The sequence below is a fragment of the Nostoc sp. genome (assembly GCF_036917555.1).
Lineage (GTDB): Bacteria > Cyanobacteriota > Cyanobacteriia > Cyanobacteriales > Nostocaceae > Nostoc.
The window spans coordinates 198,712-213,590 of record NZ_JBALDD010000015.1 but is presented as its reverse complement, the minus strand read 5'-3'; the positions used below and the strand labels follow the sequence as shown (position 1 = coordinate 213,590).

The 14,879-nt window shown below is 41.8% G+C and carries 18 protein-coding genes; 3 read left to right on the top strand and 15 right to left on the bottom strand.

Annotation, left to right across the window (positions count from 1 at the left end):
- Positions 1-51 precede the first annotated feature (51 nt).
- Positions 52-222: a hypothetical protein gene (locus tag V7K60_RS06080; RefSeq protein ID WP_334923784.1), complete on the top strand. Its 171-nt coding sequence runs from the start codon at positions 52-54 to the stop codon at positions 220-222.
- Positions 223-229: 7 nt separating this feature from the next.
- Positions 230-946 (top strand): molybdopterin-dependent oxidoreductase, encoded by a 717-nt coding sequence (locus V7K60_RS06075; RefSeq protein ID WP_334923782.1) that lies wholly within the window; start codon positions 230-232, stop codon positions 944-946.
- Positions 947-959: 13 nt separating this feature from the next.
- Here V7K60_RS06075 and V7K60_RS06070 read toward each other — a convergent pair whose 3' ends face one another.
- From V7K60_RS06070 to V7K60_RS06040, 7 genes are all read right to left on the bottom strand, one after another.
- Positions 960-1,727, bottom strand: coding sequence for a Uma2 family endonuclease (locus V7K60_RS06070; protein ID WP_334923780.1), 768 nt, complete (start codon positions 1,725-1,727; stop codon positions 960-962).
- Positions 1,728-1,789: 62 nt separating this feature from the next.
- Entirely contained in the window at positions 1,790-2,686 is an 897-nt protein-coding gene (locus V7K60_RS06065; protein WP_334923779.1) for a GNAT family N-acetyltransferase, read from the bottom strand.
- A gap of 128 nt (positions 2,687-2,814) precedes the next feature.
- Positions 2,815-3,687, bottom strand: coding sequence for a GNAT family N-acetyltransferase (locus V7K60_RS06060; RefSeq protein WP_334923778.1), 873 nt, complete (start codon positions 3,685-3,687; stop codon positions 2,815-2,817).
- A gap of 293 nt (positions 3,688-3,980) precedes the next feature.
- The gene (locus V7K60_RS06055; RefSeq protein ID WP_334923777.1) at positions 3,981-4,850 is read right to left on the bottom strand and encodes an FHA domain-containing protein; all 870 of its coding nucleotides are present in this window, start codon (positions 4,848-4,850) and stop codon (positions 3,981-3,983) included.
- A gap of 178 nt (positions 4,851-5,028) precedes the next feature.
- The gene (pgl, locus tag V7K60_RS06050; protein ID WP_334923775.1) at positions 5,029-5,751 is read right to left on the bottom strand and encodes a 6-phosphogluconolactonase; all 723 of its coding nucleotides are present in this window, start codon (positions 5,749-5,751) and stop codon (positions 5,029-5,031) included.
- 273 nt (positions 5,752-6,024) lie between these two features.
- The gene (gene rph, locus V7K60_RS06045; RefSeq protein WP_334923773.1) at positions 6,025-6,768 is read right to left on the bottom strand and encodes a ribonuclease PH; all 744 of its coding nucleotides are present in this window, start codon (positions 6,766-6,768) and stop codon (positions 6,025-6,027) included.
- A gap of 116 nt (positions 6,769-6,884) precedes the next feature.
- Entirely contained in the window at positions 6,885-7,508 is a 624-nt protein-coding gene (locus V7K60_RS06040; RefSeq protein ID WP_334923771.1) for an adenylate kinase family protein, read from the bottom strand.
- 448 nt (positions 7,509-7,956) lie between these two features.
- On the opposite strand from V7K60_RS06040, the gene V7K60_RS06035 reads away from it, so the two are divergent.
- Positions 7,957-8,493 carry a P-loop NTPase family protein gene (locus V7K60_RS06035; RefSeq protein WP_334923769.1) on the top strand — a complete coding sequence of 179 codons (537 nt, stop codon included), beginning with the start codon at positions 7,957-7,959 and terminating at the stop codon, positions 8,491-8,493.
- 52 nt (positions 8,494-8,545) lie between these two features.
- Here the strand turns inward: V7K60_RS06035 and V7K60_RS06030 are convergent, their stop codons facing one another.
- The 8 genes from V7K60_RS06030 to thyX all read right to left on the bottom strand — a co-directional run bounded on the left by V7K60_RS06030 (position 8,546) and on the right by thyX (position 14,878).
- Complete coding sequence (locus tag V7K60_RS06030; protein WP_334923767.1) at positions 8,546-9,118, bottom strand: deoxycytidylate deaminase; 573 nt, start codon at positions 9,116-9,118, stop codon at positions 8,546-8,548.
- 48 nt (positions 9,119-9,166) lie between these two features.
- On the bottom strand, positions 9,167-9,601 hold the full coding sequence (locus V7K60_RS06025) for a nucleoside 2-deoxyribosyltransferase (protein ID WP_334923765.1): 435 nt from the start codon (positions 9,599-9,601) through the stop codon (positions 9,167-9,169).
- Positions 9,602-9,723: 122 nt separating this feature from the next.
- On the bottom strand, positions 9,724-10,572 hold the full coding sequence (locus tag V7K60_RS06020; RefSeq protein WP_334923763.1) for a hypothetical protein: 849 nt from the start codon (positions 10,570-10,572) through the stop codon (positions 9,724-9,726).
- A gap of 243 nt (positions 10,573-10,815) precedes the next feature.
- The gene (locus V7K60_RS06015; protein WP_334923761.1) at positions 10,816-12,309 is read right to left on the bottom strand and encodes a thymidylate synthase; all 1,494 of its coding nucleotides are present in this window, start codon (positions 12,307-12,309) and stop codon (positions 10,816-10,818) included.
- A gap of 354 nt (positions 12,310-12,663) precedes the next feature.
- Positions 12,664-12,834, bottom strand: a complete 171-nt coding sequence (locus V7K60_RS06005) for a hypothetical protein (RefSeq protein ID WP_334923759.1) — start codon at positions 12,832-12,834, stop codon at positions 12,664-12,666.
- On the bottom strand, positions 12,818-12,973 hold the full coding sequence (locus tag V7K60_RS06000) for a hypothetical protein (RefSeq protein ID WP_334923757.1): 156 nt from the start codon (positions 12,971-12,973) through the stop codon (positions 12,818-12,820). Before V7K60_RS06000 ends, V7K60_RS06005 begins: the two co-directional genes overlap by 17 nt.
- Positions 12,974-13,154: 181 nt before the next feature.
- Complete coding sequence (locus V7K60_RS05995; RefSeq protein WP_334923755.1) at positions 13,155-14,036, bottom strand: Rpn family recombination-promoting nuclease/putative transposase; 882 nt, start codon at positions 14,034-14,036, stop codon at positions 13,155-13,157.
- 119 nt (positions 14,037-14,155) lie between these two features.
- Positions 14,156-14,878 (bottom strand): FAD-dependent thymidylate synthase, encoded by a 723-nt coding sequence (gene thyX, locus V7K60_RS05990; protein WP_334923753.1) that lies wholly within the window; start codon positions 14,876-14,878, stop codon positions 14,156-14,158.
- Position 14,879: the final 1 nt, after the last annotated feature.

The window sequence follows — 14,879 nt, the reverse complement described above, 5'->3', positions numbered from 1 at the left end:
TAGACTGCTATCATTTCAGTGCTGCTGCTGGCAATCTTGAGTGGTCTGGCGATGTACAAACCTGCCCAACTGCATTCGATTTCCGGGCTATTTGGTAGTTGGCAGACTCTACGGACTGTTCACTTTATCACTGTTGCCACTGTCATACTGTTTACAATTGCTCATTCCTTAGTTGCCCTGAAGGTAGGAAGCATCCGTTTAGTGAAATCTATGTTTCTGTAGAGGTAATATGAGTCTGATTCTTCCCAAACACACCCTATCTCGTCGTCGGTTACTGCAAGTATCTGGACTTTCAGGGGTAGGCTTTCTTTTAGGTGGCTGTGGGACAAATTTGTTCTCAGATAATCTGCGGCAAATATCTGAGCCACTCAACCAAAGTCTTGAAGCACTTCTGCTAACTCAAAAACCTATACCTGAATTTCCTGTCAGTGCCATAGAAGCAGATAAATTGCTGATTAATACCTTTGACTTCACTCCGCAAATTGATCCGGCACAGTTTCGCTTAATAATTGATGGTGAGGTCAACAATGCGATGCAATTGAGTATGGCAGATATTCAAAAACTTCCCTTGACTTCAATGGTGATTCGCCATGTCTGTGTTGAAGGCTGGGCTGCAATCATTCAATGGGGAGGTGTGCGATTACGAGATTTAGTAGCGCTGGTACAGCCTAAGTCAAACGTCCGTTATGTCTACTTCAAATCTGCTGATGGCTATTATGAAAGCTGGGATTTAGCTTCTGCTATACATCCTCAAACTCTCATGGCTTATCAAAAGAATGGACAACCCTTATCAGTTGATAATGGTGCGCCTATACGCCTAGCATCCCCAATTAAACTGGGTTATAAGCAAAGCAAGTGGGTAACTCAAATTACATTCGTCAGCAATTTGTTGCCTATTAAAGGCTATTGGGAGGATCAGGGCTATGAGTGGTTTGCAGGGTTATGAGGCAGGCAAAAAGCTAATCTAAATCGGGTTCAACGCCTAGCGATCGCAGTTGTGCAATCAACCGTTCAGCTCGTTGTCTTTCCTGTTCAGCCCGTTGACTTTCTTGTTCAGCTCGTTGACTTTCTTGTTCTGTAGAAGTCAATACCCAGCAGCCTGTCCAATCATACCAACGTAACCAGGGCTGTTCTACATCTTGATAGCGTCCCCGCCACACACCCAAGCCTAATTCTAGTTCTGGTATCCAAAAGCGCGACTCTGACAGTACTATCTCAGCATAACGACCACCATCTAACTTAAACACTCTGAACTCATATTTGTACCGATCGAATACTACATAATAAGGAACACGTAGAATTTGCTCATACACTTCCCATTTTCCTGGTGGTTGCTTGATATCTCGCAATGTCTGCCCCAGGTCTTCCTTTTCAGTACCAGGAGACAGTAATTCAACCACAATAAAAGGATGAACTCCCTCTTGCCAAACGACATAACTTAAGCGTAAATCCCGTTGTTCATAGAGACGGGAAACACCTAAAACGGCAAACCAATCTGGTCGCTTATACCACAGTGGATAGCGCGGGTCATAATAAAGATTCAGATCGCTAGCAACAAATATCTGATCACTAGGATAATTTGGTGGACGAAAGGTTTCGTCTAACAGACGAGGTTGCAATAAATGAAACTGATCAGGCAAACCAGGCTCCTCTGGGTCTTCACTGGGAAGATCATACATGGTCGGCAATACATCTTTTGGCGATCGCGGCGGGTCAGTTTGATACATATTTTGGCAGTCCTGATGATGAAACTCTCAGTTCTATTATGATTGAATTGTTTTTGAGTAACTCAACACCTTGCAGAACGGGGTAGCATAAATTTCTCGCTCTCCGCCGCAAATTTGCCGCGAACCATCAGCACAGTTTCATCAAAAGTATGGGCGAATGCTTGCACATTTTTGACATCCAGAAGTTCTGGACTAAAGTAAATCACTACTTCTTCAATGAGTTGAGGAATCTTAGCAATAATATTTTTCAAAGAGCATATCTGCGTTGTAACTAGATCAAAAAGATGAAGTCGGGTATCTTCTATCTCCATGCAGGCAATTAAATCTAAATCTTCTGCATAGTATAAGGGACGACTTCCTTCATTGACGCAGAACACAGGTTTTTCCTTGACTACGCCAACTATATTAGAGACAGGGGCGCGTGTTTCCAAAAGTCTGTGTAACAATGTGTAATCTTTGGTATCTGTAAAATCCAGTATTCTGAAGCTATCAGTGCTACCTGTGAAGTTACACTTAACCTTGAAGATGTGTTCTTCGACAACACGAAAGCCAAAAGGTAAGTAAAACTCTGGTTGTGGTGTCGTCAGTACTAAGGTTTCGTAAAGGCGATGTCTACGACGGGCTACGCCAACGCAATACCCTAGCACTTCCTCCATCACTTCACGGTAATACCCTCTCTTACGAAATTCTGCACGGGTAGCTATTCCATGAATTCCTCCGACAGTGAGCTTTTGTCCCATAATTTGCATGGGAATTTCTAACACTCCCACATGAGTAATAGCTATATCATCATGAAAGCGAATAAATGGAGTTGAAGCTGTTTCCCAAGATGCACCTAGTTTTCTTGCACATTCTGCTAAACTGCTGAGTCCGGGAAATGTGACTTCCATCAAGTCAAAAAGCTTATCGCTTAAACTGGGATCATCAGAGAATGACTGTTTGAAACGATACTGGCTCATAGTTCAAGTATTACGATCAATTCAGTAAAAACTACAAAATCAATTTCAGCAAATCCAGAAAAAGGAAAATTATAAATGGGTAGCAAGAGCGTAAGGTGTTGCACTTCTAACGTTTAACCCAATATTTATCAAGCCTGAGTCTCTTCAAATAAAACTAAGCCATACTTCTCGCCAGTAGGCAAAAAGCCAATTCCTCGATAAACTGCTTGGGCTGCTTGGTTATTATTACCTGTAAACAGGATGGCACGTTTTACTCCCTGCGAGCGCGCATCTAACAACGAGCCTGCTACCACACTTTTAGCGTAGCCTTTACCTCGCAGCGCTGGCGGTGTCCACACTCCACCAATTTGCACAATATCAGGTAGGCTGGCATTGAAAGCAGAGTAGGAAACTGGGGTATCTCCTTCTACCAAAACCCGATGCATAGCCGTAGCTTGACGTGCTTCAATTACGAGACGGCTAGCTGTTGTTAAACTGGGAGTATCTCTTTGTCCTAAAGTTTCCCCACTATAAGCAGCACACCATTCAGTGAGTAACTCTAACTCCTCTGGATGTGGCAAACGACACTGCACCTTTACTGATGCTAAAGCTTGAGGTATTTGCAAGTCTCGCAGTGCTAAAGAAAACAATATCTCAGGCTGATCAAGCTGAGTTGGTCGCTTGCTAAGTTCCAAAATGCTTTTTGTCGCTTCAACTTGTGCTGCTGGACCACTAATTCCAGAGATAGCACGTCCAGATTGGGCCACAACTGCTTGCACCACCTCTGTCAGATAGACAGGGGCTTGGATTACAAGCATCCCATTCCAAAAGTGGGCTGCAACTGCCACTATATTTTCATCTACGTAAGCCGCTATGTAAGTTCCTTGAAATCTTGCACCTTGGTCAAGTAGTCCCGCAACTCGCCAATTAGAGCGCAAAAACATAGAAGTATCCGTATGTTGCAAGAGAAATGTTTCCAGCGATACTTCATCTCCAGGTTGCAGCGTTCTCAAAGTAGGCACAAAAAACTCCTGAGTGTCGAATTCAGTTTACCGAATAGGCTGTTTCGGGAATAGTAGCAATGCCATCTGTGAAGTTGGTTCTACCTAATGGTAATTGAAAGGGACACAGCCTAACTGTGTCCCTAAATAAAGCTACTTCAAGATGCTAGGACTGGCGATAGCAGGCAAACTCCATTGAACAACATAGTTATCCGTCGTTTGTCTGATGCAGTTCATTTGTTTCTCCTCCAAAAGCGATGCCAGAGGATGGGCAGAAAATACTTAGACTGATGTCACAATCGATCGAGAATCAGTTAAGCAAGTTGAAAGAGGAATGTCATCAAGTCTCCTTTACCCAAGCTGATGCGATCGCCTGGTCGCAAGCGATGACGGTTCCCTGGTAAAAGTGGCAAATTATTGATGTAAGTGCCATTAGAACTTCCCACATCCTCTACATAATGAGCATCTCCCTCGACGCGAATATCTGCATGAATCCGCGAGACAATTTCAGAATTGGGAAATCCTGAAACATCTATATCTGGAGGAATCCGGTCATTGGGCTTACCGATATGAATCACAGAAAAATTTTGCGGTAATTCAATTAAGCGATCGCTTTGAATATGGATTAACCGCGCTGTAACCTGCTGTAATTGCGTTCTGGCAGCAGTTGGTGCTGGTGGTGGGAGTACTTCGGCTTCAGAGGCTGGTGCTGGTTCCACAGGTGGTGGAGTCGGAATACTACTTTGTCCAGAGACTACGGGTTGAGCTACAACGGTTGACGCTGGCTCTGGGGGGCTGCTTACTGTAACAGGTACCTGTGGCGTTGGGTCTGGCGGAACTGCCATCTCTGTTGGTGGTAAAGATGATTCGGGAGGATGGGAGTTAGTAGAACCGCTTATTCCCAAGGCATCTGGTTGTAAAAGTTCTAACAGTGGATCGGGTGGAACTAACGCTGGTACTTCCACGGCAATATCGGGAGTAACTGTTGTAGCTACTGTGGTATGAACGTGTGGAACACCTGCAGAGTGAAGGTTATAGCCACACTGACCACAGAAAGCAGCATCTGCCTGCACAGTTGTCCCACAACTGGGACAATTAGTAGTCGCAGGTAATGGTGTATAACAAGCTTCACATTGGACAGCACCGTCAGGGTTGGGATGATTGCAATTAGGGCAGACGATCATCGATATTTAGCCTTTGTTCAAGATCATCATAAATATAGGTAGGACTGGCAAGCAGAGGGCGGCCCTAGCTTTAGATTCTAGCAATTACTGCTAATGGAACGATGAATTGGATACTCTTACACGGGGAAGGGGGGCAGAGGGGCAGGGGAAGAAGAACCAATGCCCAATGCCCGATTGTTCAACGTTGAAGTTCCAAACCTGCTGCCGCATCCAGCAGCCACCAAAGTTCTCCTTGGGGCTGAATTAAGCGAGATGGGTAAGTAAAGTCATCGGCCACGGGTGCAAAGACTTGCGCTAAAGCTGGTCGTTTATTAGCACCAGCAACCAGAAAAATCACGCTACGAGCAGAGTTGATGAAGGGATATGTGAAACTTATCCTGGGGTTTCCGTCTTTGTTACCCACAGTGACGAGGCGATCGCGTACTTTAAGGGCCTCTGTGTGGGGAAACAAAGATGCGGTATGTGCATCATCACCCATTCCTAGTAATACTACATCCAACGGGGGAAACTCGACACCAGAAGAATTGAAAAATTCTTTGAGATGTTGTTCATACTTGTCAGCAGCCAGTTCTGGATTGGCTTCTAAAGTTGGTACGGGGTGAATGTTAGCCGCTGGGATATCAACGCGATCTAGCCACGCACGACGCGTCATCAGTTCATTGCTATCAGGGTGATCTGGTGGTACGTAACGCTCATCCCCCCAGAATATATGAATTTTATCCCAAGGCAGTTTTTGAGTAGCAATCGCTTCGTATAACGGTTTAGGTGTACTGCCACCAGATAAGGCGATGGTAAACCGCCCCTGCTGCTCAATGGCAGTTTCTAACTTAGACAGGATTAATTCTAGCGCTCGTGCAACCAGCGCCGGCTGATCCGGTAGAACTTCAATAATTTTGTTCATGGCTTCATCATCATATTGCTGGCTTCTGGCAATACAATACCGAATTTATTACAATCTCCCTTTTTAACTTTTGAAACATTTAACATCGTGGATTAAGTAAGCTTGAAAAATGTAGACCCTTTTTATCACCTTTATCGGTAAGTTGTCAGTAGTGAGTCGTACTAACTACTAACCACTCTGATGATTATTTTTATTTACATCCAGTTACTTGATACTTTGTTGATTAACGCCACAAAGGATACGTTTATTAATTCTTATTAAAAATTAATAAAACTAATTAATCAGAAACAACGCCTCCCAGTCTGGGATCGCTTCACGTTGGGCAATTAACAATTCCTGAATTCCTTTTTGGGCGACATCTAGCAGTTGATCCAACTGAGTGCGGCTAAAGCTGCCTTCTTCGGCTGTTCCTTGGACTTCAATGATTCCCAGGTGTTGATTCATCACCACATTAAAATCTACTGTTGCAGCCATATCTTCGATATAATTTAGATCCAAAAATGGCTCTCCCTTCAGTAATCCTACAGAAACTGCTGCTACCTGTCCACACAAAGGCGATCGCTCCAATACGCCCTCTTGCAACAATTTAGAAATTGCATGAGCCAACGCCACAAACGAGCCTGTAATGGCTGTTGTCCGAGTTCCGGCATCTGCTTGCAACACATCAGCATCTACAGTCAGTGTGTGTTCTCCCAGTGCCTCAAAATCCACTGCTGCGCGTAAGCTACGTCCAATTAAACGTTGAATTTCTTGCGTCCGTCCAGATAATTTCAATAATTCCCTTTCTTGGCGTTTTTGGGTAGCAGATGGTAGCATTCGGTACTCAGCAGTTAACCAGCCTTTACCACTTCCTTCGAGAAACTTTGGAACTCCCTTATTAACGCTAACAGTACAAAGTACTTGAGTATCACCGCATCTTGCAAGAACAGAACCGGGGGCAAAGCGGGTGAAACTGGGGTGAAAGCTAATCGGACGTAGTTCGTAGGGAATCCGACCGTCAGGACGCTGCCAAGCCATTGGAATTGCCTCAAGTTTTACAATACTGCCTTAAGATTACCTTAGTGTTATTGGGCATTGGGCATTGGGCATTGGCAAGAATTCTTCCTAACTCCTAACTCAACACTCAGCACTCTTCAAGGAACTGAAAGCAGAGTCAAAATATTTTGCTGCACCATTTCTGGTGATTGGTCGCCGTTGATGGTCAACAAGCAGCGACGACGGTCGTAATATTCTAGGATGGGAATGGTGCGATCATAGAATAATTCTACACGGCGCTGCACGATTTCTGGTTGGTCATCTGGTAGCGATCGCCCCAAGGATCGACTAACCATCACTGCTTCCGGGACTTGGAGATAAATTGCCCAATCTAGCTTTTGCCCTAAATCATCCAATAAAAAATCTAATTCTTCCGCTTGGAAGGCAGTACGGGGATAGCCTTCTAACACCCAATCGCAGTTAATATCTGGTTGTCTGAGGCGTATTCGGATCAATTCAACGATCATTTCGTCTGGAACTAACTCCCCTTTTTGCATATAGGGTCGTGCGTGGTAGCCTAGTTCACTCAAGCTAGCATAAACCGAAAGAGAAGTCCGGGGATCGGCTTCCAAGCATCGAAATTCCGGCAGGGGCTGATTGCCAGATATTGCTGACCGTAAAATCTCACCTGTGGAAATTAGAGGAATATCAAAGTATGTGCAAAGCCTTCGTGCTTGAGTGCTTTTTCCCGATCCTGAACCTCCCAGAATCACCAATCTCACAACAATTTACTCCTCATCCTGTCAAATTCACTACTTGCTAAGTCTCTTTTGCGCAAACAACCGACAAATCTAACATTTAGCGATTTTTAGGCATTCTGCCTAGCTTTTTTAAATAATTGGAACTGTAACTCTGATGTTTTCATTTTTACAACTCATTTCAGATAAAAGACGGTATTTTACGGCAGTTAACGGTTTTATAAACTACATCTAGAGACGTTACATGCAAAGTCTCTACAGGCTTTCGGGTTTTGTCTATGTACTTCATTTACCTGAAATCTGCTGTAAATCAAAATAACTCTTGACTTCAATACAAACGTAGTGTTTGACTAAGAATGCAATTTGCCAAATCCACCACACCTATGAAAACAGATTGATTATACAGGCAAATTTGTCAGTTTCACCGCCAGTAATAACCTTTGACTTATTGTATTGTTTTTAACTTAAATTTATGGTTGCCCAGCTAGAAACTCAAAGTATCAATTCAACCCTAACCCTACCATATCCAGTTGAAGGACTAGTGCAAGTTTTCACTAGTTCCCATCGCAACTTTTTTACGAGTGTGATGGCTCAATCACTGAGAATAGCTGGACAAGGAACACCAGTATTAATAGTACAGTTCCTCAAAGGAGGTATTCGTCAAGGACACGATCGACCTATACAATTAGGACAAAATTTAGATTGGATTCGCTGTGATTTACCTCGTTGTATTGATACACCACATTTAGATGATACAGAAAACCAAGCCTTACAAAAGCTGTGGCAGTATACACAACAAGTAGTGTGTGATAGTAAGTATTCTCTCGTGGTGTTAGATGAGTTAAGTTTAGCGATTAACTTTGGTTTAATTCCTGAAACGGAAGTTTTAGCGTTTTTGGCAAAACGCCCTCCCCACGTCGATATCATTCTCACGGGGCCAGAAATGCCGAAATCTCTCTTGGATGTAGCAGATCAAATTACAGAAATCCGTCGGAGTTATCGACCTTAAACAATCTCAGAATTTGAGATTTTGGATTTAATAATCTTCAATCAGAGGTGTGTTAAAGTTCGTGAACACACCTTACTGTTCTAGCTACAGATGTCGGATTGAGGAGAAATTGAGCAGCTTGGTGTGCCGTTACTTGAGATAACTGAATCTGTTTAAAGGTAACTAGACCTTCATTCACAAAGGAATCTCTCACCAAGGCTTTCTCGCCGCTATTGAAAGAAGTTTCATAAAACACTTCCTTAATTCCTGCGGAGATAATTAATTTCAAACAAGACAGACAAGGTTCTAGAGTAACGTAAATACTTGCACCATCTGTAGAAGTCCCATGCTTTGCTGCTTGTGCGATCGCATTTGCTTCCGCGTGTACAGCCCTTGATGGTAAAATTTTACTAGCATCACAGCTACTTAATCCCGGATAGCAGTATCCTTGAGCTGTACAATGGGCCGAACCCGATGGTGAGCCATTGTAACCTGTTGCTACGACCTGCTTGTTTTTTACAATCACAGCACCCACTGGAAAGGCTAAACACGTTGAGCGAGTTGCTGCAAGTTTAGCCAACATCAAAAAGTATTCATCCCATGTTGGTCTTTGATGAGGCTCATCGTTTAGGGAAATATCTTGCATAATCTATCAATTTCAAACTTTATTCTACTGCCTTGCTGAGAACGGAAACTATGGATGTTCTGGGTTCCACTTATCCAAAATATTTTTAAGCTGATTCAAAGCATCTTCATGATCGTGAAACTGTATTTCAGCAAAAACAGTGGGAATGCCGCGTGGAAATCTTGATATTTTTTTACCTGTTTCGTATAGAAGAATAATAGGAATATTGTTTGTCTCTGCGAAAGCTAACTCCATTCCAACACCAAAAGATAGTGAACCAAGGTAAGCAATAACTAAGTCTGAATTGCTTACTTGATACTTATCTTGGTCAAAAACTTCACGCGGACTAATCTCAGGATTATTTACTGGATCAGTTTGTTTGTGTGGCACATAGGCTTGAAAACCAATTTCTTCGCAAAGCAAGCCAATTTTTTCATAAAGCGCTTTGCATTCTACCGGATTTCTTACATCAGTTAATGCACCAGAGATATATATATTGGACATTTTTAATAGCCATCTTAAGCTAGAATCTAGATTTATTTAAATGTTGAATACTCCAACAATTCATTTTCTCATAAAAGACATTAGCTATAGATACAAATATCTCTTCCAATCCAAAAGATTTCTTACTTATTTAAGGTTGGATTTACTGTTTTATTCGGGCTTGCTTGTATCTGAGGAGTAGGAGTCTTAGTCGGACTTGGGGTAAATGAAGGGGAAGGTTTAAACAACGCAATGCCTGCAAAAATTAGTGCTAATGCAGCTATAATTGCGTTTATTGCTGTCCATCTAACCTGTTCATCTGGATCTAAAAGATTTAATAATGTGTATTGAATAACTCTTTTATGGTTTTTATACTCATCTGACTCTAGCATAAGTTTTTTTAGTAAATCCGTATCACCTTTCATCCAACGAAGTTCTTTTTGATTGAAAAAATCATCAATTTCATGACGATTAGGCCGTCCACGAAGAAGATCAAGTCTTGCAGAACTATCAGAATTGCCATTACTTGAAGACTTGGAACTTAATTTTTCAATAGCTAAATAAGCAATTGGTCGCTTAACATCTCTTACATTAATTCGGATTGCTTTATCTGAAACATTATGAAGCGCTATACAAAGAACAGCTGACCAACAAGGATTGACTCTGGTTCCAATGTGTCCTAAACCCTCTGATACTGGTTCAACTACAGAAGAAAGCGGACCTCGAAATCGATTACTGAGCCAAACTGATTCATCAGTCCACACTAGGGCTGTATCTCTGGGTGGTATATAGAAAAACTTCTTTTCCTTACCTGGCTGGTCTTGGTTAGATTCCGTTTCAATAATTAAACGTTGCTGCTGTCCAATGGCATAAGCATACTCGCTAGCAGTTAGACATAAATCACAAGCTTTTATACTACCTGGTTTAAGAGGATGAAAAAGTACACCTCTACCAAGTTCCCTAATAATATCCCGATCGCTCAAGACTGACATACAAATACTCCCTAATTCCACAAACCAACACAATTTTCCACAAAGACATTCGATGTAGTTATAAAGTCAAGCAGATCGTGTCAGTAGCTAAATAGGACGCTCTGACTGTCTTGAAGAAAAGGCTACTTTGATTACACGTGTTTTAATTTATATTTCGGTGTGTTGCAAATTACTTTATATATTTAGCACGGAGATATCCACCCTAGTATTGTTGTTTATTTATATGAATTACAGTTTTTTCGCTTACTGATCCTGAATGTAAGGATTGCCACTTTTAATACAGTTACTAGCCTTTTGCAGTTCGATACCTAAATAACCAGTATGTTCAGGCTGAATTGCTGGAGAGGTAGCACAAATCTCTCTTAATAAGCTAAGGGGCTTTTTCCCACGATAAGACTTAATCACCTCACCACTACCAGGAGTTGTGTGGGTAACGAATATCTCTTTGCCATCAACCTCAATTAGGAAATTGCCGGAGGGGTCATAATAGCTACGCTGATTAAAAATTGCAGCGTATTGATTTGCAATTAGCCTCTCTGCATTGTCCCAAGTATCATCATATATATGAGCAGACTGACTAATAGTTATGAGTGGCCCCATTTTCAAGTCATACTCAGAACGTTGAGCAATTTCATCCCTAATATGTTGTTGCAAAGCCCTCAATCCCATTGCATTTGCAGGCCAGGCGGCAAACATATCATTACTTCTAAAAGTTGCAGTTAGGGATAATTCATTATCAACCACTCTCAACCAAATATGATTTAGACAAGGGCTACCACCTTTTTCATGGTCTTTTACATCCCATAAATTCATAACTGCACTAGCGGCATCAATTTCTCCAATTAACTTCTTAATTACCTGGTCAATTTGATCATCCTTAAACCAGGAACGCAAACGTTGACCATACGTATATTTCAACCCTTCTCGATAGGGTGCATCATCTAAAATCTGTGAAGTATATTCTTCAAGAAAGGGAGGGTCAACTGGCAAATAATTAGGCTCAGGAAAGTAGAATTTAGGAGGTTCATCAGTAACAATTGCCATTAAATCAATTAATTCTTGCCATTGCCCATCATAGCCAGTTGGTCTAATTGTTCCTGTTGTCTTAATCCGATGAATGATTTTTACCCAAGTTTCGGCTATAGTTTTACCTTCTATTCGATGCCCGTAGCGTGGCCCTGGTAAAACACTTGGTTCAACAATAGACATGGGAAATTCTAACCGCGAACCCCAAGGAGAAAGTGCTTCTAATTGGGCATAAGATTTAACTAAACTAACGGTTTCACTAATTGATTTGACTTCTTTGCAATCTACAGAATGCCGCAGGTGTTCTAAATCACTAGCTTTCACTTCAAGATCAATATATCCAGGGATAGGGGAGCGAATTACCCAGCAACGCAACCCAGTATCACAAACACCTTCTTTAAAGCCATTACGGAAAAAGTCCAGCAAGCACTGACACGCACCCGCGTTATTATCTTCCCTTGTGGCATTGAGAACAACCAAAAAGCGGACGTGGGGATTAAATAGCAAATTGCGAATCAGTAAGTTTATCCCCCTTGTGGGCGAGTATAGTTGCCCAATTACAGCATACTCTTGCGGTTGTAAGTGTTTAGCGATCGCCTGCTTTACTGTCCATCCTGTAATCACTGCCGTCTGACCTAGACCATAAATAAGCTGGTTGGGCTTGTGCAGTGCTTTGTACTCGAATTGGGTTGCCTTACCCGTTGCTGTCATGATTGGCTAAAATTAAAAAATTAACAATCTTGTACTATATCACTAAATCTAAATTGGTACTAGGTTCATAGAAGGTAAGCTTTGGAAGTTTACCTTCTCTTAATTTATGGAAAACTTAGTGCTAGAGTGAAAATATACTGGTAGCAAAAGCCGTTAGTTATCAGCGTAAAGTTATCAGGTAAATTATGGCTTTAACTGCTTCAACTACTATTTTTAGAAGGCAAATCCTGCGCTATGAGTTACGAAGCACATCAGGGTAAATATTAAGATCAGCTAGAGATTGTAACGTTCGCTAAAGTCTAAGTAATTTAAAATACAAAGTAGATATATACAGACTATCCAAGTAACAAGGGACTAACTTTGACTTACTTGGGGTTTGCCGAAAAAGTAGTGAAAAGCCAAAAGCTCCTTATCTTTGACACCACGCCAGCTCATATCTTCTACATTTTCTACTATATGCCCTGCATCTATGAACGGCTTCTTCAACTTCTTGCTCAGGAGATTTTCATCAAGCAGAATGAGCATAAATAATTTGCTCTTGATTCAGCATTGCTTTTGCAATCACCTCCAAAACTTGCAACACCTGAGTTTGCAAATGTGGAAAATCTTTCAAGAATTCGGTTAAACCTGCTTCACCTTCTAGATAGTCAAAAAAAGTCTGCAATGGAACTCGCGTTCCAACAAATACAGAAGTACCACCATAATATCTGGATCAGAAGAAATAATTCGGCGATCGCGTAGAACTGTTTGAATATCCATCGTCCTGCAAATGTCTATATTTAGAGATAGTCTAAGACTTGATCGCATTCTAGCTCTCAGGCAGGATTTAGAGCGATCGCTTTATCCTACAAAACATTCCGTAACTCTTGAATTGTATTTGCTACAACAATCCTGCGTAAAATCTCTTTTAATTGCTCTAAGTCAGAAATTTGCGAAATTTGCGACATCAACTCCAAACCATCGCTGCCAAATTTCGCCTCTAAACTTGTTTCGATGCTAGAGATTATTCCACGTACTTCTCCTCGTGCTTCTCCTCGTGCTTCTCCTTCTGCTTCTCCTCGTGCTTGTCCCTCACGTAAAATTTCTTGATACCAAGGTGACTCTTTTAAGACTGTCATATCCCACCTCATGATTTCCTGAACTAAAGTACTTTCTAATACAAAGGTTGCAAAAAATGCCAGAACTGTCTCAAGTTGATTTAATTGCTCATCAGCACGCAACATTCGCAATGCTTCCCTAATTGTAGACTCGTTTTCTCCGCCTTTGAGAATTGGTACAAAGGGGAGCAGCGACGGTAACGGCGTCTCAAAAGCAATATTTACATCAACCTCCCAAAGGTTGATTACGCAGTAATCTTGAATTGCTCTTAAACCGATAAAATTGGATGCAAAGCTTGTAGGTATTTCGCTGTTGCTGATTTTGAGAATGTTAATCAGTACAGGGTAGGTTTGTAGTTTATATTTCTCTTCCGCAAGAGCAGCATAAGCACGCATCCGACGCGGCATTTCTGATGTGTAGCGCAATTGTAACTCATTGAGGATGAGAAATTTTCCGTACTGGGGACTTTCAGCCGGAATTACAACATCACTTTGTCGGCTAATCCATTGGAATTCTGTATTTAAGATTTCGCCTGTAACAATGTCGGGAATTCCTGTCACCCATTTTGCCCAATTATTTGGTGCAAGGCTGATTAATTTTTTAGTGCTAATATCGGCAGCTTTGTTCATCAAAAAAATAGATGCGATCGCCTTAAATCAAATCCAATAGATCCGAGGATAGTCGCGTCGCTTTATCCTACCGCAAATTATGTCAACTCTCGTATATAGAGAGCAGGGTAAGCCATTATCTAAGGTGCTAACCTGGCTTTACGTAGACGCTGCTTTTCATACCATTGTGCGATCGCAGGTGCCCAATCTTCAAAATGAGGCCACATCATTTCACACAACTTTTGAATTTCCAGTTGAGCATCTTTCTTATTTCTCAGGTCACAAAAATGCAAGAAAGACCTTAAATTGAAACTAACTACAAAATGCTGGCGATAATCAAAAGGCACTTTACCTCTGGCGTGTTCTTCAGACATTCCAGCCTCAAAATCAGCTTTATATCGTTTAGCTGCTTCTAAACACCATTCCAAATCTGCTGCTCTAGCTTCAAGTGAATAATGGTACTTTTTGCCTTGTCTGTCAGTGTAATAACCAACGGGACGTAGGTAAAAAACATCTTCTATATCTTTCTTACCTTCTACTACATCAATAAATTGGTTGCCTGTGTACCTAAAAGATTGTACATCAAATGATACGGAAACACGATGAGTCCGGGCCTGCTGCATCACACTGTGGGGAAAGTAGCCACAGTTAAAAACAATCTGGGGATGCTCTAAAGGCCCATAGTGTCCCCTTTCACCCGCTAAAAGCCGCTTAACAATAACTTCGCCGCTTTGTGACTCCGAGGGCCACGAGTCGCGCTCATCAAACACAAACCCATCAGTATAGTCCTGGTGCATTGCGGCATAAATCACCTGCTGCGGGTTTGGTGTTTTGGCAATAACCTCTACTCGAAATCGATGCATT

Excerpts from the sequence above, each read along its gene's own strand:
- V7K60_RS06080 (WP_334923784.1), top strand. The coding sequence starts at position 52 with ATGTACAAACCTGCCCAACTGCATTCGATTTCCGGGCTATTTGGTAGT.
- V7K60_RS06075 (WP_334923782.1), top strand. The coding sequence starts at position 230 with ATGAGTCTGATTCTTCCCAAACACACCCTATCTCGTCGTCGGTTACTG.
- V7K60_RS06070 (WP_334923780.1), bottom strand. The coding sequence starts at position 1,727 with ATGTATCAAACTGACCCGCCGCGATCGCCAAAAGATGTATTGCCGACC.
- V7K60_RS06065 (WP_334923779.1), bottom strand. The coding sequence starts at position 2,686 with ATGAGCCAGTATCGTTTCAAACAGTCATTCTCTGATGATCCCAGTTTA.
- V7K60_RS06055 (WP_334923777.1), bottom strand. The coding sequence starts at position 4,850 with ATGATCGTCTGCCCTAATTGCAATCATCCCAACCCTGACGGTGCTGTC.
- pgl (WP_334923775.1), bottom strand. The coding sequence starts at position 5,751 with ATGAACAAAATTATTGAAGTTCTACCGGATCAGCCGGCGCTGGTTGCA.
- rph (WP_334923773.1), bottom strand. The coding sequence starts at position 6,768 with ATGGCTTGGCAGCGTCCTGACGGTCGGATTCCCTACGAACTACGTCCG.
- V7K60_RS06035 (WP_334923769.1), top strand. The coding sequence starts at position 7,957 with ATGGTTGCCCAGCTAGAAACTCAAAGTATCAATTCAACCCTAACCCTA.
- V7K60_RS06030 (WP_334923767.1), bottom strand. The coding sequence starts at position 9,118 with ATGCAAGATATTTCCCTAAACGATGAGCCTCATCAAAGACCAACATGG.
- V7K60_RS06025 (WP_334923765.1), bottom strand. The coding sequence starts at position 9,601 with ATGTCCAATATATATATCTCTGGTGCATTAACTGATGTAAGAAATCCG.
- V7K60_RS06020 (WP_334923763.1), bottom strand. The coding sequence starts at position 10,572 with ATGTCAGTCTTGAGCGATCGGGATATTATTAGGGAACTTGGTAGAGGT.
- V7K60_RS06015 (WP_334923761.1), bottom strand. The coding sequence starts at position 12,309 with ATGACAGCAACGGGTAAGGCAACCCAATTCGAGTACAAAGCACTGCAC.
- V7K60_RS06005 (WP_334923759.1), bottom strand. The coding sequence starts at position 12,834 with ATGCTCATTCTGCTTGATGAAAATCTCCTGAGCAAGAAGTTGAAGAAG.
- V7K60_RS05995 (WP_334923755.1), bottom strand. The coding sequence starts at position 14,036 with ATGAACAAAGCTGCCGATATTAGCACTAAAAAATTAATCAGCCTTGCA.
- thyX (WP_334923753.1), bottom strand. The coding sequence starts at position 14,878 with ATGCATCGATTTCGAGTAGAGGTTATTGCCAAAACACCAAACCCGCAG.